Annotated in this window: 15 protein-coding genes; 1 reads left to right on the forward strand and 14 read right to left on the reverse strand. The window is 70.2% G+C overall.

The features are described from left to right. Nucleotides 1–85: 85 nt before the first annotated feature. The 13 genes from pgi to ACIDOF_RS03670 all read right to left on the reverse strand — a co-directional run bounded on the left by pgi (nt 86) and on the right by ACIDOF_RS03670 (nt 14622). The gene (gene pgi, locus ACIDOF_RS03610) at nt 86–1741 is read right to left on the reverse strand and encodes a glucose-6-phosphate isomerase (RefSeq protein WP_409004157.1); all 1656 of its coding nucleotides are present in this window, start codon (nt 1739–1741) and stop codon (nt 86–88) included. 106 nt (nt 1742–1847) lie between these two features. Continuing rightward, the gene (locus ACIDOF_RS03615; RefSeq protein WP_409004158.1) at nt 1848–3077 is read right to left on the reverse strand and encodes an MFS transporter; all 1230 of its coding nucleotides are present in this window, start codon (nt 3075–3077) and stop codon (nt 1848–1850) included. A gap of 232 nt (nt 3078–3309) precedes the next feature. Continuing rightward, nucleotides 3310–3645: an RNA polymerase-binding protein RbpA gene (locus tag ACIDOF_RS03620; RefSeq protein WP_409004159.1), complete on the reverse strand. Its 336-nt coding sequence runs from the start codon at nt 3643–3645 to the stop codon at nt 3310–3312. A gap of 198 nt (nt 3646–3843) precedes the next feature. After that, complete coding sequence (secG, locus tag ACIDOF_RS03625; RefSeq protein ID WP_282542781.1) at nt 3844–4074, reverse strand: preprotein translocase subunit SecG; 231 nt, start codon at nt 4072–4074, stop codon at nt 3844–3846. A gap of 154 nt (nt 4075–4228) precedes the next feature. Next, nucleotides 4229–5005 carry a triose-phosphate isomerase gene (tpiA, locus tag ACIDOF_RS03630; RefSeq protein ID WP_409004160.1) on the reverse strand — a complete coding sequence of 259 codons (777 nt, stop codon included), beginning with the start codon at nt 5003–5005 and terminating at the stop codon, nt 4229–4231. 6 nt (nt 5006–5011) lie between these two features. Next, nucleotides 5012–6223, reverse strand: a complete 1212-nt coding sequence (locus ACIDOF_RS03635) for a phosphoglycerate kinase (RefSeq protein ID WP_409004161.1) — start codon at nt 6221–6223, stop codon at nt 5012–5014. Between the two features lie 116 nt (nt 6224–6339). Beyond that, on the reverse strand, nt 6340–7350 hold the full coding sequence (gap, locus tag ACIDOF_RS03640) for a type I glyceraldehyde-3-phosphate dehydrogenase (RefSeq protein ID WP_409004162.1): 1011 nt from the start codon (nt 7348–7350) through the stop codon (nt 6340–6342). Nucleotides 7351–7978: 628 nt separating this feature from the next. Next, nucleotides 7979–8968, reverse strand: coding sequence for a DNA-binding protein WhiA (gene whiA, locus ACIDOF_RS03645; RefSeq protein WP_409004163.1), 990 nt, complete (start codon nt 8966–8968; stop codon nt 7979–7981). Further along, a complete protein-coding gene (gene yvcK, locus ACIDOF_RS03650; protein ID WP_409004164.1) occupies nt 8959–9975 on the reverse strand; it encodes a uridine diphosphate-N-acetylglucosamine-binding protein YvcK in 1017 nt (338 codons plus the stop codon). The genes whiA and yvcK overlap by 10 nt, the downstream gene beginning before the upstream one ends. Continuing rightward, nucleotides 9972–10910 carry an RNase adapter RapZ gene (rapZ, locus tag ACIDOF_RS03655; protein WP_409004165.1) on the reverse strand — a complete coding sequence of 313 codons (939 nt, stop codon included), beginning with the start codon at nt 10908–10910 and terminating at the stop codon, nt 9972–9974. The genes yvcK and rapZ overlap by 4 nt, the downstream gene beginning before the upstream one ends. Beyond that, nucleotides 10907–12967, reverse strand: coding sequence for an excinuclease ABC subunit UvrC (gene uvrC / locus ACIDOF_RS03660; protein WP_409004166.1), 2061 nt, complete (start codon nt 12965–12967; stop codon nt 10907–10909). Before uvrC ends, rapZ begins: the two co-directional genes overlap by 4 nt. Nucleotides 12968–13099: 132 nt before the next feature. Next, nucleotides 13100–13981 (reverse strand): hypothetical protein, encoded by an 882-nt coding sequence (locus tag ACIDOF_RS03665; protein WP_409004167.1) that lies wholly within the window; start codon nt 13979–13981, stop codon nt 13100–13102. Nucleotides 13982–13986: 5 nt separating this feature from the next. Next, nucleotides 13987–14622 carry a papain-like cysteine protease family protein gene (locus ACIDOF_RS03670; protein WP_409004168.1) on the reverse strand — a complete coding sequence of 212 codons (636 nt, stop codon included), beginning with the start codon at nt 14620–14622 and terminating at the stop codon, nt 13987–13989. Between the two features lie 229 nt (nt 14623–14851). Here ACIDOF_RS03670 and ACIDOF_RS03675 point away from each other — a divergent pair, with 229 nt between their 5' ends. Beyond that, nucleotides 14852–15787 (forward strand): hypothetical protein, encoded by a 936-nt coding sequence (locus ACIDOF_RS03675; RefSeq protein WP_409004169.1) that lies wholly within the window; start codon nt 14852–14854, stop codon nt 15785–15787. A 136-nt stretch (nt 15788–15923) separates the two neighbouring features. On the opposite strand, the gene ACIDOF_RS03680 is transcribed toward ACIDOF_RS03675, so the two are convergent. Beyond that, nucleotides 15924–16352, reverse strand: coding sequence for a Rieske (2Fe-2S) protein (locus tag ACIDOF_RS03680; RefSeq protein WP_409004170.1), 429 nt, complete (start codon nt 16350–16352; stop codon nt 15924–15926). Between the last annotated feature and the right edge of the window lie 27 nt (nt 16353–16379).

Below are 16379 nucleotides of genomic sequence, written 5' to 3' on the forward strand. Positions count from 1 at the left end.
CACGGCACGGCACGGCACGGCACGGCTCGGCTCGGGGCGGGTCCGGGGTTTCCTCCCCGGGCCCGCCCCTTCCGTACGCCTGGGCTCAACGCCCCCGCAGTTCCCGGTACTTGGCCACCAGCGCCCTGGACGAGGCGTCGAGCCCCTCGACCTCCGCGCCCTCGGTGAGAGCCGGCTCGACCCGCTTCGCGAGGACCTTGCCGAGTTCCACGCCCCACTGGTCGAACGAGTCGATGTTCCAGATCGCGCCCTGCACGAACACCTTGTGCTCGTACAGCGCGATGAGCTGGCCGAGCACGGACGGCGTCAGCTCGGCCGCGAGGATCGTGGTCGTCGGGTGGTTGCCGCGGAACGTCTTGTGCGCGACCAGCTCCTCGGGCACGCCCTCCGCCCGCACCTCGTCCGGCGTCTTGCCGAACGCCAACGCCTGCGTCTGCGCGAAGAAGTTGGCCATCAGCAGATCGTGCTGCGCGGCCAGGCCGGGCAGCAGGTCCTCGACGGGCTTCGCGAAGCCGATGAAGTCCGCCGGGATCACCTTCGTGCCCTGATGGATCAACTGGTAGTACGCGTGCTGCCCGTTGGTCCCCGGCGTGCCCCACACCACCGGCCCGGTCTGCCACTCCACCGGGTTCCCGTCCCGGTCCACCGACTTGCCGTTGGACTCCATGTCCAGCTGCTGAAGGTACGCCGTGAACTTGGACAGGTAGTGGCTGTACGGCAGCACCGCGTGCGACTGCGCGTCGAAGAACCCGCCGTACCAGACCCCCAACAGGCCGAGCAGGAGCGGGACGTTGGACTCCGCCGGCGCCGTGCGGAAGTGCTCGTCGACCAGGCGGAAGCCGTCCAGCATCTCCCGGAAGCGCTCGGGGCCGATGGCGATCATCAGGGACAGCCCGATCGCCGAGTCGTACGAGTACCTGCCGCCGACCCAGTCCCAGAACTCGAACATGTTGGCCGTGTCGATGCCGAACTCGGCGACCTTCTCGGCGTTCGTCGACAGCGCCACGAAGTGCTTGGCCACGGCCTCCTGGTCCGCCCGCAGCCCGGTCAGCAGCCAGTTCCGCGCGGAAGTGGCGTTGGTGATCGTCTCGATGGTGGTGAAGGTCTTCGACGCGATGATGAACAGCGTCTCCGCCGGGTCCAGGTCCCGCACGGCCTCGTGCAGATCGGCGCCGTCCACGTTGGAGACGAAGCGGAACGTCAACTCGCGGTCGGTGTAGGAGCGCAGCACCTCGTACGCCATCGCGGGGCCGAGGTCGGAGCCGCCGATGCCGACGTTGACGACGTTGCGGATCCGCTTGCCGGTGTGGCCGGTCCACTCCCCCGCACGGACCTTGTCGGCGAAGGCCGCCATCTTGTCGAGCACAGCGTGCACCTTCGGCACGACGTTCTCGCCGTCGACCTCGATGACCGCGTCGGCCGGAGCACGCAGCGCGGTGTGCAGCACGGCGCGGTCCTCGGTCGTGTTGATCTTCTCGCCGCGGAACATGGCGTCGCGCAGCCCGAACACGTCGGTGGCGGCGGCCAGTTCGCGCAGCAGCGTCAGCGTCTCGTCGGTGACCAGCTGCTTCGAGTAGTCGACGTGCAGGTCCCCCACCTGCGCCGTGTACTTCCCGGCACGCTGCTGGTCCTCGGCGAACAGTTCCCGCAGGTGCGCTTCGCCCAGCTGCTCCCGGTGCTTGGCGAGCGCCGCCCACTCCGGCAACTGGTTGAGCCTGGTGGTCCGGCTTGCTGCGTTCATCTGGGACTTCAGCCTTCTCTCTTACCTGAGCCTGCAACTTCCCCGCTGCCCGACCAACCTAATTGATCAGTGAGCGGTATGAGCTGTCTGTCCCCTGTCGGCCGACTTAAGGAGCGGTGACGGGTGGCTTGAGCGCAGGTATCAGCGCGACGACGGACAGCACGAACAGTCCGGCGGCGAGCAGCGCCGGGGTGTTGAGCCCCCACGCGGCGGCCGCTGCGCCGGCGAGCATCGCCCCGAGGGGCGCCCCGCCGAGCGACAGGGTCCGGAAGGCCGCGCTGATCCGCCCGAGCGCCGCGACGGGGCTGCGCTGCTGCATCAGCGTCACCTCGTTGACGTTCCACACCATGCCCATGAAGCCGAACACCACCAGGCCCACGACGACCGCCCACACGCTGCGGATCAGCCCGATCGCGACGAGCGGCCCGATCTGCAGCGCCCCGGCGACGAGCACGCTGCGCAGCCGCCCGACGCGCCGCCCGATCCGGTTGGCGCAGAACCCGCCGACCACGCTGCCGACTCCGTACGAGGACAGGCACAGCGCGTAGGCCGTCTCGCCCGCGTCGAGCCAGCCCGTGACGTGCAGGACGAGGGTGGCGATGAGGCCGCCGACGCCGATGTTGCACAACGTGGCCGATATGCACAGGCCACGCAGTGTGCGGTCGCGCCACAGGATGCGCAGCCCCTCGGCGATGTCGGCCCGCAGTGTCCGCCCGCTGGGTCTCTCCTCCCGCTCGCGCGGCGCCGTACGCAAGGAGGCGACGAGCGCGGCGGCGACGAGATAGGTGGCGGCGTCCGCGGCGTACGGGACGGCCGCGCCGGCGGCGAGCAGCAGCGGCACGGCCGGGGTGGCGACGAAGCTGCTGACGAGCATCTGCCCGGTCTGGAGGCGGGCGTTGGCACTGCCGAGCGCCGCGGGTTCCACGAGGGACGGCAGCAGTGCCGTGGCCGCGTTGTCGAAGAGGGTCTGGAGTGTGGTGAGCGTGAACGCGAGCGCCACCAGGACCGCGATGCTCGACCGGTCGAAGGCGACGGCGAGGGCGAACACGCCGATCAGCAGCCCGCGTACGAGATCGACGGCCCACATGGCGCGGCGTTGGTCGACGCGGTCGGCGATGGCTCCGCCGAGCAGTCCGAAGAGGAGCCAGGGCAGATAGCCGGAAGCGGTGACGAGGGCGACGAGCAGCGGATCGTCCGTCAGCGAGGCGGCGAGCAGCGGCAGGGCCGCGATGCGCAGGGAGTCCCCGAACCGCGAGACGATCGCGGCCGTCCAGAGGCGTCCGAAGCCTCCGCGCCAGGACGGTGCGCGCGTCTCTTCCGCATCGGCTGTCTCCACAGCCCCCGTTGCCCCTGTTGCCCCCGTGGTCACGCCAACTCCCCCTCCCGGCCTGCCGTTTGACGACCTGCTGAAGACCTTAGAGGGCGCCACTGACAATCGCCGCGGAACGGCCTGCGACCTGGGGAAACGGCTGGGTGCGGGGCTGGTGTGCGGCTGGTGCTGTGGCTGGGGAGCGGCTGGAGAAACAGCTCCGGCCGGGCACCTCGCGGTGTCCGGCCGGTCTCAATTCCTAGATCTCGCCGCGCAGTTTGGCGAGTGCCTCGGCGAGGATCGCCTCGCCGTCGGCGTCGCTGCGCCGCTCCCGCACGTAGGCGAGGTGCGTCTTGTAGGGCTCGGTGCGCGGCGGGTCCGGCGGGTTGTCCCGGTCCTGGCCTGCCGGGAATCCGCAGCGCGGACAGTCCCAGGTGTCGGGGACCGACGCGTCGCTGGCGAAGCTCGGCTGTGTCTCATGCCCGTTGGAGCACCAGAAGGAGATGCGCAGGCGCGGCGCGGACTCGCCCCGCTCGGCCTCGCCCATCGGCCCCGCTCCGACCCGACTTCCACGGATCGCGTTGCCACTTGCCACGGTCGTAACTCCCTGCGTAACAGTGCTGCACAGCGTTGCTCACCGGCGGCCGTGCCGCGGGTGCCCCAGTCTACGTAAGGCCCAACGCGCGTCCAGTGTTCGGAGTTACACTCCCCCGCCCCGGAGACGCACGGCCATAATAAGCCGCCTATAAAAGGCGTACGGCGTTACTGCGTCAACCGGCAGGACGATAAAGAGTCAGCTGTCGAGCTTCATCAGCAGGCCGAGCACGACGATGCACGCGAACCAGAGCAGACCGACCACGACGGTGATGCGGTCGAGGTTGCGCTCGGCGACCGAGGAGCCGCCGACGGAGGACTGCATGCCGCCACCGAACATGTCGGAGAGTCCACCGCCCTTGCCCTTGTGCATGAGCACCAAAAGCATCAGCAGTCCGCTGAAGACGATCAGGGCGATCGAGAACCCCATAACCACGGCTGGACCAACTTCCTCGGTATCTGAACGACGACGGGGCCCGAGTCTCGCGTGAATGAGCGGAAAGCTCAGAAAAGCAAGCCTCGGACCCCGCAAGGGTACGACGTTACGTCGCTACCGCATACTCAGTGCTCGACGGTTCGCCGTCTCACTGGTCGCGGAATCGGACGATCTTGACGAACTCGTCGGCGTCGAGCGCGGCACCGCCGATGAGGGCGCCGTCGACGTCGGGCTGAGCCATGATCGCGGCCACGTTCCCGGACTTCACGGAACCGCCGTACTGGATGCGGACCTTGTCGGCCAGCTCCTGCGAGTACAGCTCGGCGAGCTTGCCGCGGATCGCGCCGCACACCTCCTGCGCGTCCTCGGGGGTGGCGACCTCGCCGGTGCCGATGGCCCACACCGGCTCGTAGGCGATCACGATGGACTCGGCCTGCTCGGCGGGGACGTCCTTGAGGCCGCCCTCGACCTGGTTCAGCGTGTACTGGACCTGCTGGCCGGCCTTGCGGATGTCGAGGCCCTCACCGACGCACAGGATCGGGGTCAGGCCGTGCTTGTAGGCGGCCTTCACCTTGGCGTTGCAGATCTCGTCGTTCTCGTTGTGGTACTGGCGGCGCTCGCTGTGCCCGATGGCGACATAGGTGCACTTGAGCTTCGACAGCATCGGGCCCGAGATCTCGCCGGTGTACGCACCGGAGTCCTGCGCCGAGATGTCCTGGGCGCCGTACTTGATCTTGAGCTTGTCGCCGTCCACCAGGGTCTGCACGGAGCGCAGGTCGGTGAAGGGCGGAAGGACGGCGACCTCGACGGCCTCGTAGTCCTTGTCGGCGAGCGCGAAGGCGAGCTTCTGGACGTGGGCGATGGCCTCGAGGTGGTTGAGGTTCATCTTCCAGTTGCCCGCCATCAGGGGCGTACGCGTGCTCATTAAGGGTCAGTCCTCCAGTGCGGCGAGGCCGGGCAGGGTCTTGCCCTCGAGGTATTCGAGGGAGGCACCGCCACCGGTCGAGATGTGGCCGAACTTCGACTCGTCGAAGCCCAGGTTGCGGACGGCGGCGGCCGAGTCGCCGCCGCCGACCACCGTGAAGCCCTTGCTGTCCAGCAGGGCCTGCGCGATGGCCGTCGTGCCGCCAGCGTAGTCGGGGTGCTCGGCGACGCCGACGGGGCCGTTCCAGAACACCGTCTCGGCGTCGGTGATCTTGGAGGCGAACAGCTCGCGGGACTTCGGGCCGATGTCCAGGCCCTCCTTGTCCGCGGGGATCTGGTCCGCGTCGACGGTGTCGAAGTCGGCCGGGGCCTTGGTCTTCAGGTCCGGGAAGTCGGTGGAGACCAGGACGTCGACCGGGAGGACGAGCTCGACGCCGTTCTTCTCGGCGCGCTCCATGTACTCCTTGACCGCCGGGATCTGGTCCTCCTGCAGCAGGGAGATGCCGACCTCGTGCCCCTTGGCCTTGAGGAAGGTGTACGCCATGCCGCCGCCGATGAGGAGGCGGTCGGCCTTGCCGAGCAGCTCGTCGATGACGGCGAGCTTGTCGGAGACCTTGGCGCCGCCGAGGACCACGGTGTACGGGCGCTTGACGTCCTCGGTGAGCTTCTTGAGGACGCTGACCTCCTTGGCGATGAGGTAGCCCGCGGCGTGCGGGAGCCGGGCCGGGAGGTCGTACACCGAGGCGTGCTTGCGGTGCACGGCGCCGAAGCCGTCGCCCACGTAGAGGTCGGCGAGCTCGGCCAGCTGGTCCGCGAAGGCGCCGCGCTCGGCGTCGTCCTTGGAGGTCTCGCCGGCGTTGAAGCGCAGGTTCTCGATGACGGCGACCTGGCCGTCGGCGAGGCCGGACGTGACGGACTTGGCGGAGTCGCCGACGGTGTCGGTGGCGAACTGCACGTCGGCGCCCAGGAGTTCACCGAGCCGGGTCGCGGCCGGGGCGAGGGAGAACGCCGGGTCCGGTGCGCCCTTGGGACGGCCCAGGTGGGAGGCGACGACGACGCGCGCGCCCGCGTCGGCGAGCGCCTTCACGGTCGGGAGCACGGCGCGGATGCGGCCGTCGTCGGTGATGGTGGTGCCGTCCAGCGGCACGTTGAGGTCGGCGCGGACGAATACCCGCTTTCCGGCGACGCCTTCGGCGAGAAGTTCGTCGATCGTCTTCATTTCTCAGGGACTCCTTGAAAGCTTCCGAGCAACAGCTACGGGGCCCGGACGGCGCGAGATCGCGCTGCCCGAGCCCCGTAGCTCACATCGAATTGCCTGTCCGAATCAAATCCGGGTCAGAGCTGGCCGCCGACGAAGGTGGTGAGGTCGACCAGTCGGTTCGAGTAACCCCACTCGTTGTCGTACCAACCGAGGATCTTCACCGAGTTGCCCTCCTGGACCATGGTCAGGGAGGAGTCGAACGTGCAGGAAGCCGGGTCGCTGACGATGTCCGAGGACACGATCGGGTCCTCGGTGTAGAAGAGGATGCCCTTCAGGTCGCCGCTGTCGGCGGCCTTCTTGAACGCGGCGTTGACCTCGTCCTTGGTGACCTCGCGGGAGACCTCGACGACCAGGTCCGTGGCGGAGCCGGTGGGGACCGGGACGCGCATGGCGATGCCGTCGAGCTTGCCCTTGAGCTGCGGCAGGACGAGGGCGGTGGCCTTGGCGGCGCCGGTGGTCGTCGGGATGATGTTCTCCGCGGCGGCGCGGGCGCGGCGCAGGTCCTTGTGCGGGAAGTCCAGGATGCGCTGGTCGTTGGTGTACGCGTGCACCGTCGTCATCAGGCCCTTGACGATGCCGAAGTTCTCGTCGAGAACCTTGGCCATCGGCGCCACACAGTTGGTGGTGCAGGAGGCGTTGGAGATGACGTGGTGCTGCGCCGGGTCGTACTTGTCCTGGTTGACGCCCATCACGATCGTGATGTCCTCGTCCTTGGCCGGAGCCGAGATCAGGACCTTCTTCGCGCCGCCCGCGATGTGCTTGGCGGCGTCCTCCTTCTTCGTGAAGATGCCGGTCGATTCGACGACGATGTCGACGCCCAGGTCGCCCCACGGGATGTCGGCGGGGTTGCGCTCGGACAGCACCTTGATGGTGTGCCCGTCGACGGTGATGGTGTCCTCGGTGTGGGTGACCTCGGCCTTGAGGCGCCCAAGGATGGTGTCGTACTTCAGCAGGTGGGCCGTGGTCGCGGTGTCACCCAGGTCGTTGACGGCAACGACCTCGATGTCCGCGCCCTGCTCCAGGAGCGCCCGGAAGTAGTTGCGGCCGATGCGACCGAAGCCATTGATGCCTACGCGGATCGTCACGAACCGATCTCCTCGTTGGTACGCCGGTCTGTGCGCCGGCGAGCTGAATGGGATGTCCCCGACCGCCTTCGACCCTACCTCTCCTGAGACGTTCGAGTGACATCGAGTGGGTCCGTACGAGTTGCGGCGGCGCGCACCGTGTTTGCGGATACGGACCTCCGTTCGTCACTCAGAGTCAACAGGGCGGCGAAGCAAGCGCTTGGCCCATCAGACGGGCGCAAGCGGCCTCATTTGAGTGCCCTTCCGGACCGCCTCCGACACCTCCGCTGTCACGCCCCGTAACGACCGCGCGAGGCCTGCGGAAGTCGCCTCCGAGCCTCCGGAGGGCAACCTTCCGGGGCTCATCCGGAGGTACCCTCCGCACCCTTTCGGGGGCCGGTCGGAGCGCTCCGAGAGTGAAAGTGCCGACGACGTCAAGTGACACCCAGTGCACGCCGGATCGACGGTTTTCGGATGACGATCGCGTTCAGGTTGTGAGACGGGACGGTTTCCGGCGGCGGCCCGACCTGGCCGTATCCGGCGCGTACGGCACGCAAAAGCCGTCGGTGTCCGGATCTCTCCGGACACCGACGGCTTTCGGATGCTACGAGCGGCCGCCCGAGGGTGGTCGGCCGACGAGGCGGGGCGGTCAGCCGACGAGGTTGTCGGCCATCTCCTCCGTCAGGTTCGACTCCGTACCCGGAATGCCGAGGTCCTGGGCGCGCTTGTCGGCCATCGCCAGGAGGCGGCGGATGCGGCCCGCGACGGCGTCCTTGGTCAGCGGCGGGTCGGCGAGCGCGCCCAGCTCCTCCAGGGAGGCCTGCTTGTGCTCCATGCGCAGCCGGCCGGCCGCCGCGAGGTGCTCCGGCACCTCGTCGCCCAGGATCTCCAGGGCGCGCTGCACACGGGCGCCCGCGGCGACCGCGGCGCGGGCCGAGCGGCGCAGGTTGGCGTCGTCGAAGTTGGCCAGGCGGTTGGCCGTGGCGCGGACCTCGCGGCGCATCCGGCGCTCCTCCCAGGCGAGCACCGAGTCGTGCGCGCCGAGCCGGGTGAGGAGCGCGCCGATCGCGTCGCCGTCGCGGACGACGACGCGGTCCACGCCGCGCACCTCGCGGGCCTTGGCTGCGATGGACAGCCTGCGGGCCGCGCCCACCAGGGCGAGCGCCGCCTCCGGGCCGGGGCAGGTCACCTCTAGGGAGGAGGAGCGGCCGGGCTCCGTCAGCGAACCGTGCGCCAGGAACGCGCCGCGCCAGGCGGCCTCCGCGTCACACGTGGCGCCCGAGACGACCTGCGGGGGCAGACCGCGGATCGGCCGGCCGCGACCGTCCACCAGGCCGGTCTGGCGCGCCAGTTGGTCGCCGCCCGCCACCACCCGTACGACGAAGCGGGAGCCGCGCCGCAGGCCGCCCGCGGCCATCACCATGAGCTCCGAGCTGTGCCCGAAGATCTCCAGGATGTCCTTCTTGAGCCGCCGGGCCGCGACGCCCGTGTCCAGCTCCGCCTCGATCACGATGCGGCCGCTGACCAGGTGAAGGCCACCGGCGAACCGAAGAATCGCCGAGACCTCTGCTTTTCTGCAGCAGGTCCGGGTGACGGGGAGCCGGGAGATTTCGTCCTTCACCGCTGCCGTCATCGCCATGGGCCGATCCTTCCATGCATCCGAAAAATACGGTCGTACGCGGCGGCCAGCAGCTCCGGGTCGTGCTTCGGAGAACCCACGGCCTCGGCCACCGGCGCCAGCTCGACCGCCGCCCCCAGACGCTTGGCGGCGTCGGTGAGGCTGTCCCGGTCGGGCACGGCGGCCTCGTCGGCCAGCACCACGTCCAGGGCGAGTTTAGGGGCGTGTCGTCCCAAAACCTCCAAATGACGCTGCGGGGAGAAACCTTCGGTTTCTCCGGGCTGCGGCGCGAGGTTGAGGGAGAGCACCTTGCGAGCCTTGGTCTCGGTGAGCGCCTCGAGCAGCTCCGGCACCAGCAGATGCGGGATCACCGAGGAGAACCAGGAGCCGGGGCCCAGCACCACCCAGTCCGCGTCGAGCACCGCGGCGACGGCGTCGGGCACGGCGGGCGGGTCGTTCGGCACCAGGTGCACGGACTGCACCTCGCCACGGGTCAGCGCCACATTGGCCTGCCCGCGCACCGTGTCCACCTCGCCCGGCCGCTCCGGATCGTGGCCCTTGACCAGCGCCTGCAGTTCGAGCGGCACGGCGGACATGGGCAGCACCCGGCCGTGCGCGCCGAGGAGCTTGCCCACCAGGTCGAGGGCCTGGACATGGTCGCCGAGCTGCTCCCAGAGGGCGACGATCAGGAGGTTGCCGACCGCGTGCTCGTGCAGTTCGCCCTGGGACTGGAAGCGGTGCTGGATGACGCGGGCCCAGGTCTGGCCCCAGTCGTCGTCACCGCACAGCGCGGCCAGGGCCTTGCGCAGGTCGCCGGGCGGGAGCACGCCCAGCTCGTCGCGGAGCCGGCCGCTGGAGCCGCCGTCGTCCGCGACGGTGACCACGGCCGTCAGGTCGCCGGTGATCCGGCGCAGGGCGGCGAGCGAGGCCGACAGGCCCATTCCGCCGCCGAGCGCGACGACCTTGGGCTGGGCCGAGCGCCTGCGGCTGAGGCGGCTGAGCCGGGCCCGACGGGGCTGGGGTTTCACTCGCGCCCCATGTCCCGGTGGACGACGACGGTCTCCACGCCCTCGGTGGCGAGGCGCGCGGCGAGCTTCTCCGACATGGCGACGGAGCGGTGCTTTCCGCCCGTACAGCCGACGGCGATCGTGACGTACCGCTTGCCCTCGCGGCGGTAGCCCGTCGCGATCAGCTGGAGCAGCTCGCTGTACCGGTCGAGGAACTCCTTGGCGCCGGGCTGGTTGAAGACGTAACCCGACACCTCCTCGTTCAGGCCCGTGTACGGACGGAGCTCCGGGACCCAGTGCGGGTTGGGCAGGAAGCGGCAGTCGACGACCAGGTCGGCGTCGACCGGCAGGCCGTACTTGTACCCGAACGACATGACGGTGGCGCGGAGTTCGGGCTCTTCGTCGCCGGCGAACTGGGCGTCCATCTTGGCGCGCAGCTCGTGGACGTTGAGGCTGGAGGTGTCGATCACCAGGTCGGCGTCGCCGCGCAGTTCGCGCAGCAGGTCGCGCTCGGCGGCGATGCCGTCGACGATGCGGCCGTCGCCCTGGAGCGGGTGCGGGCGGCGCACCGACTCGAAGCGGCGCACCAGGGCGTCGTCGGAGGACTCCAGGAACACGATCCGCCGCGTGACGTTCTTCGCCTCCAGGTCCGCGAGGGACTGCCGGAGGTTGTCGAAGAAGCGGCGGCCGCGGACGTCCACGACGACCGCGATGCGCGCCACGTTGCCCTGCGAGCGGGCGCCGAGCTCCACCATGGTGGGGATCAGCGCGGGCGGCAGGTTGTCCACCACGAACCAGCCGAGGTCCTCGAGGCACTTGGCCGCGGTGGAGCGGCCTGCCCCGGACATGCCGGAGATGATCACCAGCTCGGGGATGGCGGCCTCCGCGGCCTCGCCGGGCTCGACGATGCCCGTACCCGTACTCACCTGTGCTCCGTCTTCTTCGCGCTCTGTCATGTCTCCTGCCCCCGTCTCTCCACGGCGCCCGCGGGTGCCTCTGCGGCCTCCGCCGTCACGGGTGCCTCTTCTTCAATGATCTCTCCGGTCGCCGTGTTCACCGCCGGGGCGGCGGGGGCCGCTCCGGCGAGAGCCGCGGCGATCGTCTCGGCCGTCTTGCGGCCTATCCCGGGGACCTCACAGATCTGCTCAATTGTGGCGGACCGCAGTTTCTTCACGGAACCGAAGTGCTTGATGAGCGCCTGTTTGCGCGTCTCCCCGAGACCGGGCACCGCGTCGAGAGGCCCCGCCCGGAACCTCTTGGCCCGCTTCTTTCGCTGATAGGCGATCGCGAAACGGTGCGCCTCGTCACGTACCCGCTGGAGCAGGTACAGGCCCTCGCTGGAGCGGGGCAGGACCACCGGGTCGTCCTCGTCCGGCAGCCAGACCTCCTCCAGGCGCTTGGCCAGGCCGCACACCGCGACGTCGTCGATGCCCAGCTCGTCCATGGCCCGCTTGGCCGCCGCGACCTGCGGCTTTCCGCCGTCCACGACGACGAGCTGCGGTGGGTACGCGAACCTCTTCGGGCGGCCGTCCTCCTCGGTGAGGGCCTCCTCGGGGGTCGTCTCCTCTGCCCACTCGCCGGTCTTCTCCTTCTCGGCGATGTACCGCTTGAAGCGGCGGGCGATCACCTCGTGCATCGAGCGGACGTCGTCCTGGCCCTCGCCGTGCCAGACCTGGGTGTCGCCGACGCGGCCCTTGATCTGGAACCGGCGGTACTCGCTCTTGCGGGCGAGGCCGTCCTCGAAGACCACCATGGACGCGACGACGTCGTCCCCCTGGAGGTGCGAGATGTCGAAGCACTCGATGCGCAGCGGCGCGCTGTCCAGGTCGAGCGCCGCGGCGATCTCCTCCAGGGCGCGGGAGCGGGTCGTCAGGTCGGAGGCCCGCTTCGTCTTGTGCAGCACGAGGGCCTGCTGGGCGTTGCGCTGGACCGTCTCCATCAGGGCGCGCTTGTCGCCCCGCTGCGGCACACGCAGGTCGACCCCGCTGCCGCGGCGCTCGGCGAGCCACGCCTGCACGGGCGCCACCGGGTCGGGCAGGGCCGGGACGAGGACCTCCTTGGGGACGGCGTCCCCGCTCTCCTCGCCGTAGAGCTGCTGCACGGCGTGCTCGACCAGGTCGCCCGTGGTGACGGCCTCGACCTTGTCGGTGACCCAGCCGCGCTGGCCGCGGACCCGGCCGCCGCGGACGTGGAAGATCTGCACCGCCGCCTCCAGCTCGTCCTCGGCCAGGGCGATCAGGTCCGCGTCGGTGTCGTCGGCGAGGACGACCGCGCTCTTCTCCATCGCGCGGCGCAGCGCCTCGATGTCGTCGCGCAGGCGGGCCGCCCGCTCGTACTCCATCTCGTCGGCCGCGGCGGCCATCTCCTTCTCCAGGCGGCGGAGGTACGCACCCGTGCGGCCGGCCATGAAGTCGCAGAAGTCCTCGGCCAGTTCGCGGTGGTCCTCGGCGCTGATGCGGCCCACGCAGGGCGCCGAGCACTTGCCGATGTACCCGAGGAGGCAGGGGCGGCCGGTGCGGGCGGCGTTCTTGAAGACGCCCGCCGAGCAGGTGCGCACCGGAAAGACGCGGAGCATCAGGTCGACCGTCTCGCGGATGGCCCACGCGTGTCCGTACGGGCCGAAGTAGCGCACGCCCTTCTTCTTGGCGCCGCGCATGACCTGGACCCGCGGGTAGTCCTCGTTGAGGGTGACCGCCAGGTACGGGTAGCTCTTGTCGTCGCGGTACTTGACGTTGAACCGCGGGTCGAACTCCTTGATCCACGTGTACTCGAGCTGGAGCGCCTCGACCTCGGTCGTCACCACGGTCCACTCGACGGAGGAGGCCGTCGTGACCATCGAGCGGGTGCGCGGGTGCAGACTCGCCAGGTCCTGGAAGTAGTTGGCGAGCCGTTGGCGCAGGCTCTTGGCCTTCCCGACGTAGATCACCCGGCGGTGCTCGTCGCGGAACTTGTAGACCCCCGGGGAGTCGGGGATCTGTCCCGGCTTGGGGCGGTAGGTGGAGGGGTCAGCCATGACTCTCACCCTACTGGCGGGGACCGACAGCCGGGGCCGTGCACCGTGATGCCGCCCACGGGTGTGGACGGCATCACGGGTCGCTCAGCTTGCGCGCCGCTCAGCTCATGGACGAGTCAGCTCAGGGACGAGTCAGCTCTCCGCTGCGGCCCGGCGGTGGGTTCGTCGCGTCCGTACGGTGCGTACGACGGCCAGGCCGAGGGCCGTGCACGCGCCGAGGCCCGCGGCGGTGGAGGCCACGGTCACGGCCGCCGTCGTCGCCGTTGCGGTCGCGGTCGCGGTCGGAGGGCCGGATTCCGGTGCGGCGTCGGGCTGTGCCGCATAGCCGCCCGCCTTGCCGGACTTCGCGTACGCCGAGCCGGGCAGTTTGTCGCCGTAGGACTGCTCAACTCGCTCGCGGTAGGCGGAGAGTGAGGTCCCGTCGGGGCCGATGGCGCGGGCGGCGTCCTGGTCGAGGGGCAGCACGCGCGCGTGGTGCGTGACGTACCAGGCGTTGATCTGCGGCTCGTGGAAGACGGTGCCTCCGGGGAGCTTCTCGGCGCCCACGCGCGCGTAGTGCGTCTCGTCGTCCCCTGTGGCGATGTTCACCACCTTCCAGGCGCCGTCCTGCTTCACCGTCCACAGGGAGGCCTCCTGACCGTCGGACGAGACGGCTTTGCTGGCCAGGAACTCCAGGCGGGCCACGGGGGCGCCCTTCTTTCCTGCGACGAAATCCGGCGCCAAGTAGTACACGGGGACGGCGTCACCCTTGATGCGCGGTTCGGCGGCCGTCGCTGTGACGGTTCCCTCGCGGGCGAAGAAGCGGGACAGGGTCGCCCTGGTGCCGGGCGAGACGGCCGCCTCGTGCGCTGCCGCGCGTGCGGCGGCGGTCGGCGTCTCGTCCCGTGGGGGCGGCGTCTCGCCCTGTGCGGGAGTGGCGGCCGCCCGGGGCGCGCCGAGGCCGAGCAGCAGCGTGGCCGCCGCACCGGCGAGCACGGCCTTGAGGGGTACGGGTACGGCTACGGGTCGGCTCATCGCGGTCACGCCCCGATCCGGTAGAGCGAGTGGGTCCAGGAGAAGGTGTTGTTGTCGACGTACCAGGCGTGCGAGGCCCAGTTGTAGCGGTCGCTGGTGGGCCAGGGGTCGCCCCAGTAGACCCAGCTGTTCGCGTCGTCGTAGCCGTAGAGGACGTGCATGTGGCCGCCGCCGTTCGACCACTGGATGCGGGTCTCCACGGGGCGTCCGGCGTTCACCTCGCCCTGCACCGTCGGGTAGCGCAGCCAGCCGTTCACGTACGACCCGGGGTTGACGCCCATCCAGCGCAGCGCGTTCTGCACGTTGCCCAGCGTCGCCTGGTCGTTGGGGCAGTCGGTGCCCTGTTGGCGGTGGAAGGCGGCGTTGCAGAACTGGTTCTGCGTGTAGTTCTCGCCCAGGTGGGCGGCGATGGTGTTGCCGGCCGCCGCCCAGCACCAGTTGGACTTCTGCTGCGCCTGCATCGTGATGTCGAGCCGGCGCGCGGCGAGCGCGGAGACGCCGTCCGACGGGGCCGTGGCGGCGCTCTGCCGGTCTGTGGCGGCCGTGGGGGCGTTGGGGTCCGCGTGGGCGGTGGGGGTGCCGAGGACGGCTGTCACGGCGATCGCGGCGGCGGCGAGCAGCCGTCTCTTTCGGTTGCGCATCGCGTTCCTCCCTGAGCAGGGGTGGGGAGTGGAGGAGCGCGTCCGGACGCTGTGCAGGAGCATCAGGTGTTGTCCGGAGCAGGTCAACCCGCTTCAATGCGGGGTGGCACGGGACGTGAACGGGGGCGTACGGGTGTGAACACGTCCCCCGCGACGACCAGGAACCGATGGCAGCCGCACGTGCCTCGGTCACAGCGTCGTCGTGAACGTTCACAGGGAGGGCTGGCCCATGCCGAGCACCGGTGAAAACACCCCGGAGGCGGCCGAGTTGGCGTCCGCGCTGCGCGACGGTCCGTTCCATGTCGCCCTGCGCGCGGCGATCAGTGTGCGCGGGCTGCCGCTGCACCGGGTCCGGCACCATCTCGCCGGCAAGGGTGTGAACGTCGGTGTGACGAGCCTGTGTTACTGGCAGCAGGGCGCCCGTCGGCCGCAGCGCCCCGAGTCGCTGCGCGCGGTCCGCGCCCTGGAGGAGGTGCTGCGGCTGCCGGAGGAGTCGTTGCTGCGGCTGCTCGACCCGAGCGCCGCCCCGGAACGGCCTCCGACCCGCTCGTACCGCTCACTGCTCGACGTGTCCGGCGTGATCGAGTCGCTGCTCGGTGACCTCGGGGCGCCGCTGGACGGCGGGCTGCACACCGTGGGCCACCAGGAGCGGGTGCGGATCGGCGCTCGGCGGGAGCTGCTGGGGCGGGATTCGCAGCATGTCGTGCGCGCCCACCGGGACGGCGTGGACCGCTATGTGGCGATCCACCACGGCGACCCGGGGTGCTCTCCGGAGCGGGTGCGGGTCAGGGCGGTGGAGAACTGCCGTACGGGGCGGGTGCGTTGGCATCGTGACTCGGGCATTCTCGTGACCGAGTTGCTTTTCGACGCCCGGCTGCGCATCGGGGACACGTTTCTGTTCCACTACGCGTTCGAGGACGGCACGGCGGGCCCGAGCAGCGAGTACGTCCGCGGGTTCAGTTTTGCGGGCGGGCAGTACGCGCTGCAGGTCCGGTTCCATCCGAAGGCGCTGCCGGTGCGCTGCCACCGTTTCGCGCAGCATTCGGCGGGCTCTCGGCGCAGCGGTCTGCAGGACCTCACGTTGAGCGGCAGACACCGCTTCGTGCACCTGGTGGAGCCGGAGGTGCGGGCGGGGTTGTTGGGGATCGGGTGGGACTGGGAGTGAGGGGTACGCCGTCGGGGCGGGGCGCGGCCGGGATGGTGCACGGCCGGGGCGGTGCACGGCAGGGCGTACGTCGGCGGGATGGTGCGCGGCGGGGGCGTACGCGGTCCGGGCTGTGCGTGTTCGGCGTGCGGCCGGGTCAGGCCTCGGGGCCGGCGATCAGCTTGCCGTTCTCGGTCCTGACCGGGACCTTCGGGAGCGGCACGGTGGCCGGGCCCTTGAGGGCTTCGCCGGTGTGGACGCTGAACCTGCTGCCGTGGCAGGGGCAGTTGCCCTCGTCCTTCTCGATCTTGTCGAGGACGCAGCCGGCGTGGGTGCACTGGGCGCTGAACGCCTTGTACTCGCCCTTGGCGGAGCGCGTCACGAGGAGGCGCTGCTCGCGGTAGAGCTTGACGCCGCCGACCGGCACCGCCTCCGCGTCGCCGAGGTCGACGGGCGCGGTGGGCGTGGGGTTCTTGGCGTGACCGACCTTGGACTCGGTGGAGCAGGCCGCTGCGCCCAGGCCTGCCGTACCCGCAAGGGCTGCGCCTTTGAGGACGGTACGACGGGCGGCGGCCTTGCCGGACATGGGGTCTCCACGGGTGGTCGGGGCATC

The sequence above is a fragment of the Streptomyces sp. Da 82-17 genome, assembly GCF_046098215.1.
Taxonomy (GTDB): domain Bacteria; phylum Actinomycetota; class Actinomycetes; order Streptomycetales; family Streptomycetaceae; genus Streptomyces.

What these genes read in the sequence shown, in the direction of transcription:
- pgi (WP_409004157.1), bottom strand. Translation starts at nt 1,741, where the DNA reads ATGAACGCAGCAAGCCGGACCACCAGGCTCAACCAGTTGCCGGAGTGG.
- tpiA (WP_409004160.1), bottom strand. Translation starts at nt 5,005, where the DNA reads ATGAGCACGCGTACGCCCCTGATGGCGGGCAACTGGAAGATGAACCTC.
- secG (WP_282542781.1), bottom strand. Translation starts at nt 4,074, where the DNA reads ATGGGGTTCTCGATCGCCCTGATCGTCTTCAGCGGACTGCTGATGCTT.
- ACIDOF_RS03635 (WP_409004161.1), bottom strand. Translation starts at nt 6,223, where the DNA reads ATGAAGACGATCGACGAACTTCTCGCCGAAGGCGTCGCCGGAAAGCGG.
- uvrC (WP_409004166.1), bottom strand. Translation starts at nt 12,967, where the DNA reads ATGGCTGACCCCTCCACCTACCGCCCCAAGCCGGGACAGATCCCCGAC.
- whiA (WP_409004163.1), bottom strand. Translation starts at nt 8,968, where the DNA reads ATGGCGATGACGGCAGCGGTGAAGGACGAAATCTCCCGGCTCCCCGTC.
- rapZ (WP_409004165.1), bottom strand. Translation starts at nt 10,910, where the DNA reads ATGACAGAGCGCGAAGAAGACGGAGCACAGGTGAGTACGGGTACGGGC.
- ACIDOF_RS03680 (WP_409004170.1), bottom strand. Translation starts at nt 16,352, where the DNA reads ATGTCCGGCAAGGCCGCCGCCCGTCGTACCGTCCTCAAAGGCGCAGCC.
- ACIDOF_RS03670 (WP_409004168.1), bottom strand. Translation starts at nt 14,622, where the DNA reads ATGCGCAACCGAAAGAGACGGCTGCTCGCCGCCGCCGCGATCGCCGTG.
- ACIDOF_RS03675 (WP_409004169.1), top strand. Translation starts at nt 14,852, where the DNA reads ATGCCGAGCACCGGTGAAAACACCCCGGAGGCGGCCGAGTTGGCGTCC.
- ACIDOF_RS03665 (WP_409004167.1), bottom strand. Translation starts at nt 13,981, where the DNA reads ATGAGCCGACCCGTAGCCGTACCCGTACCCCTCAAGGCCGTGCTCGCC.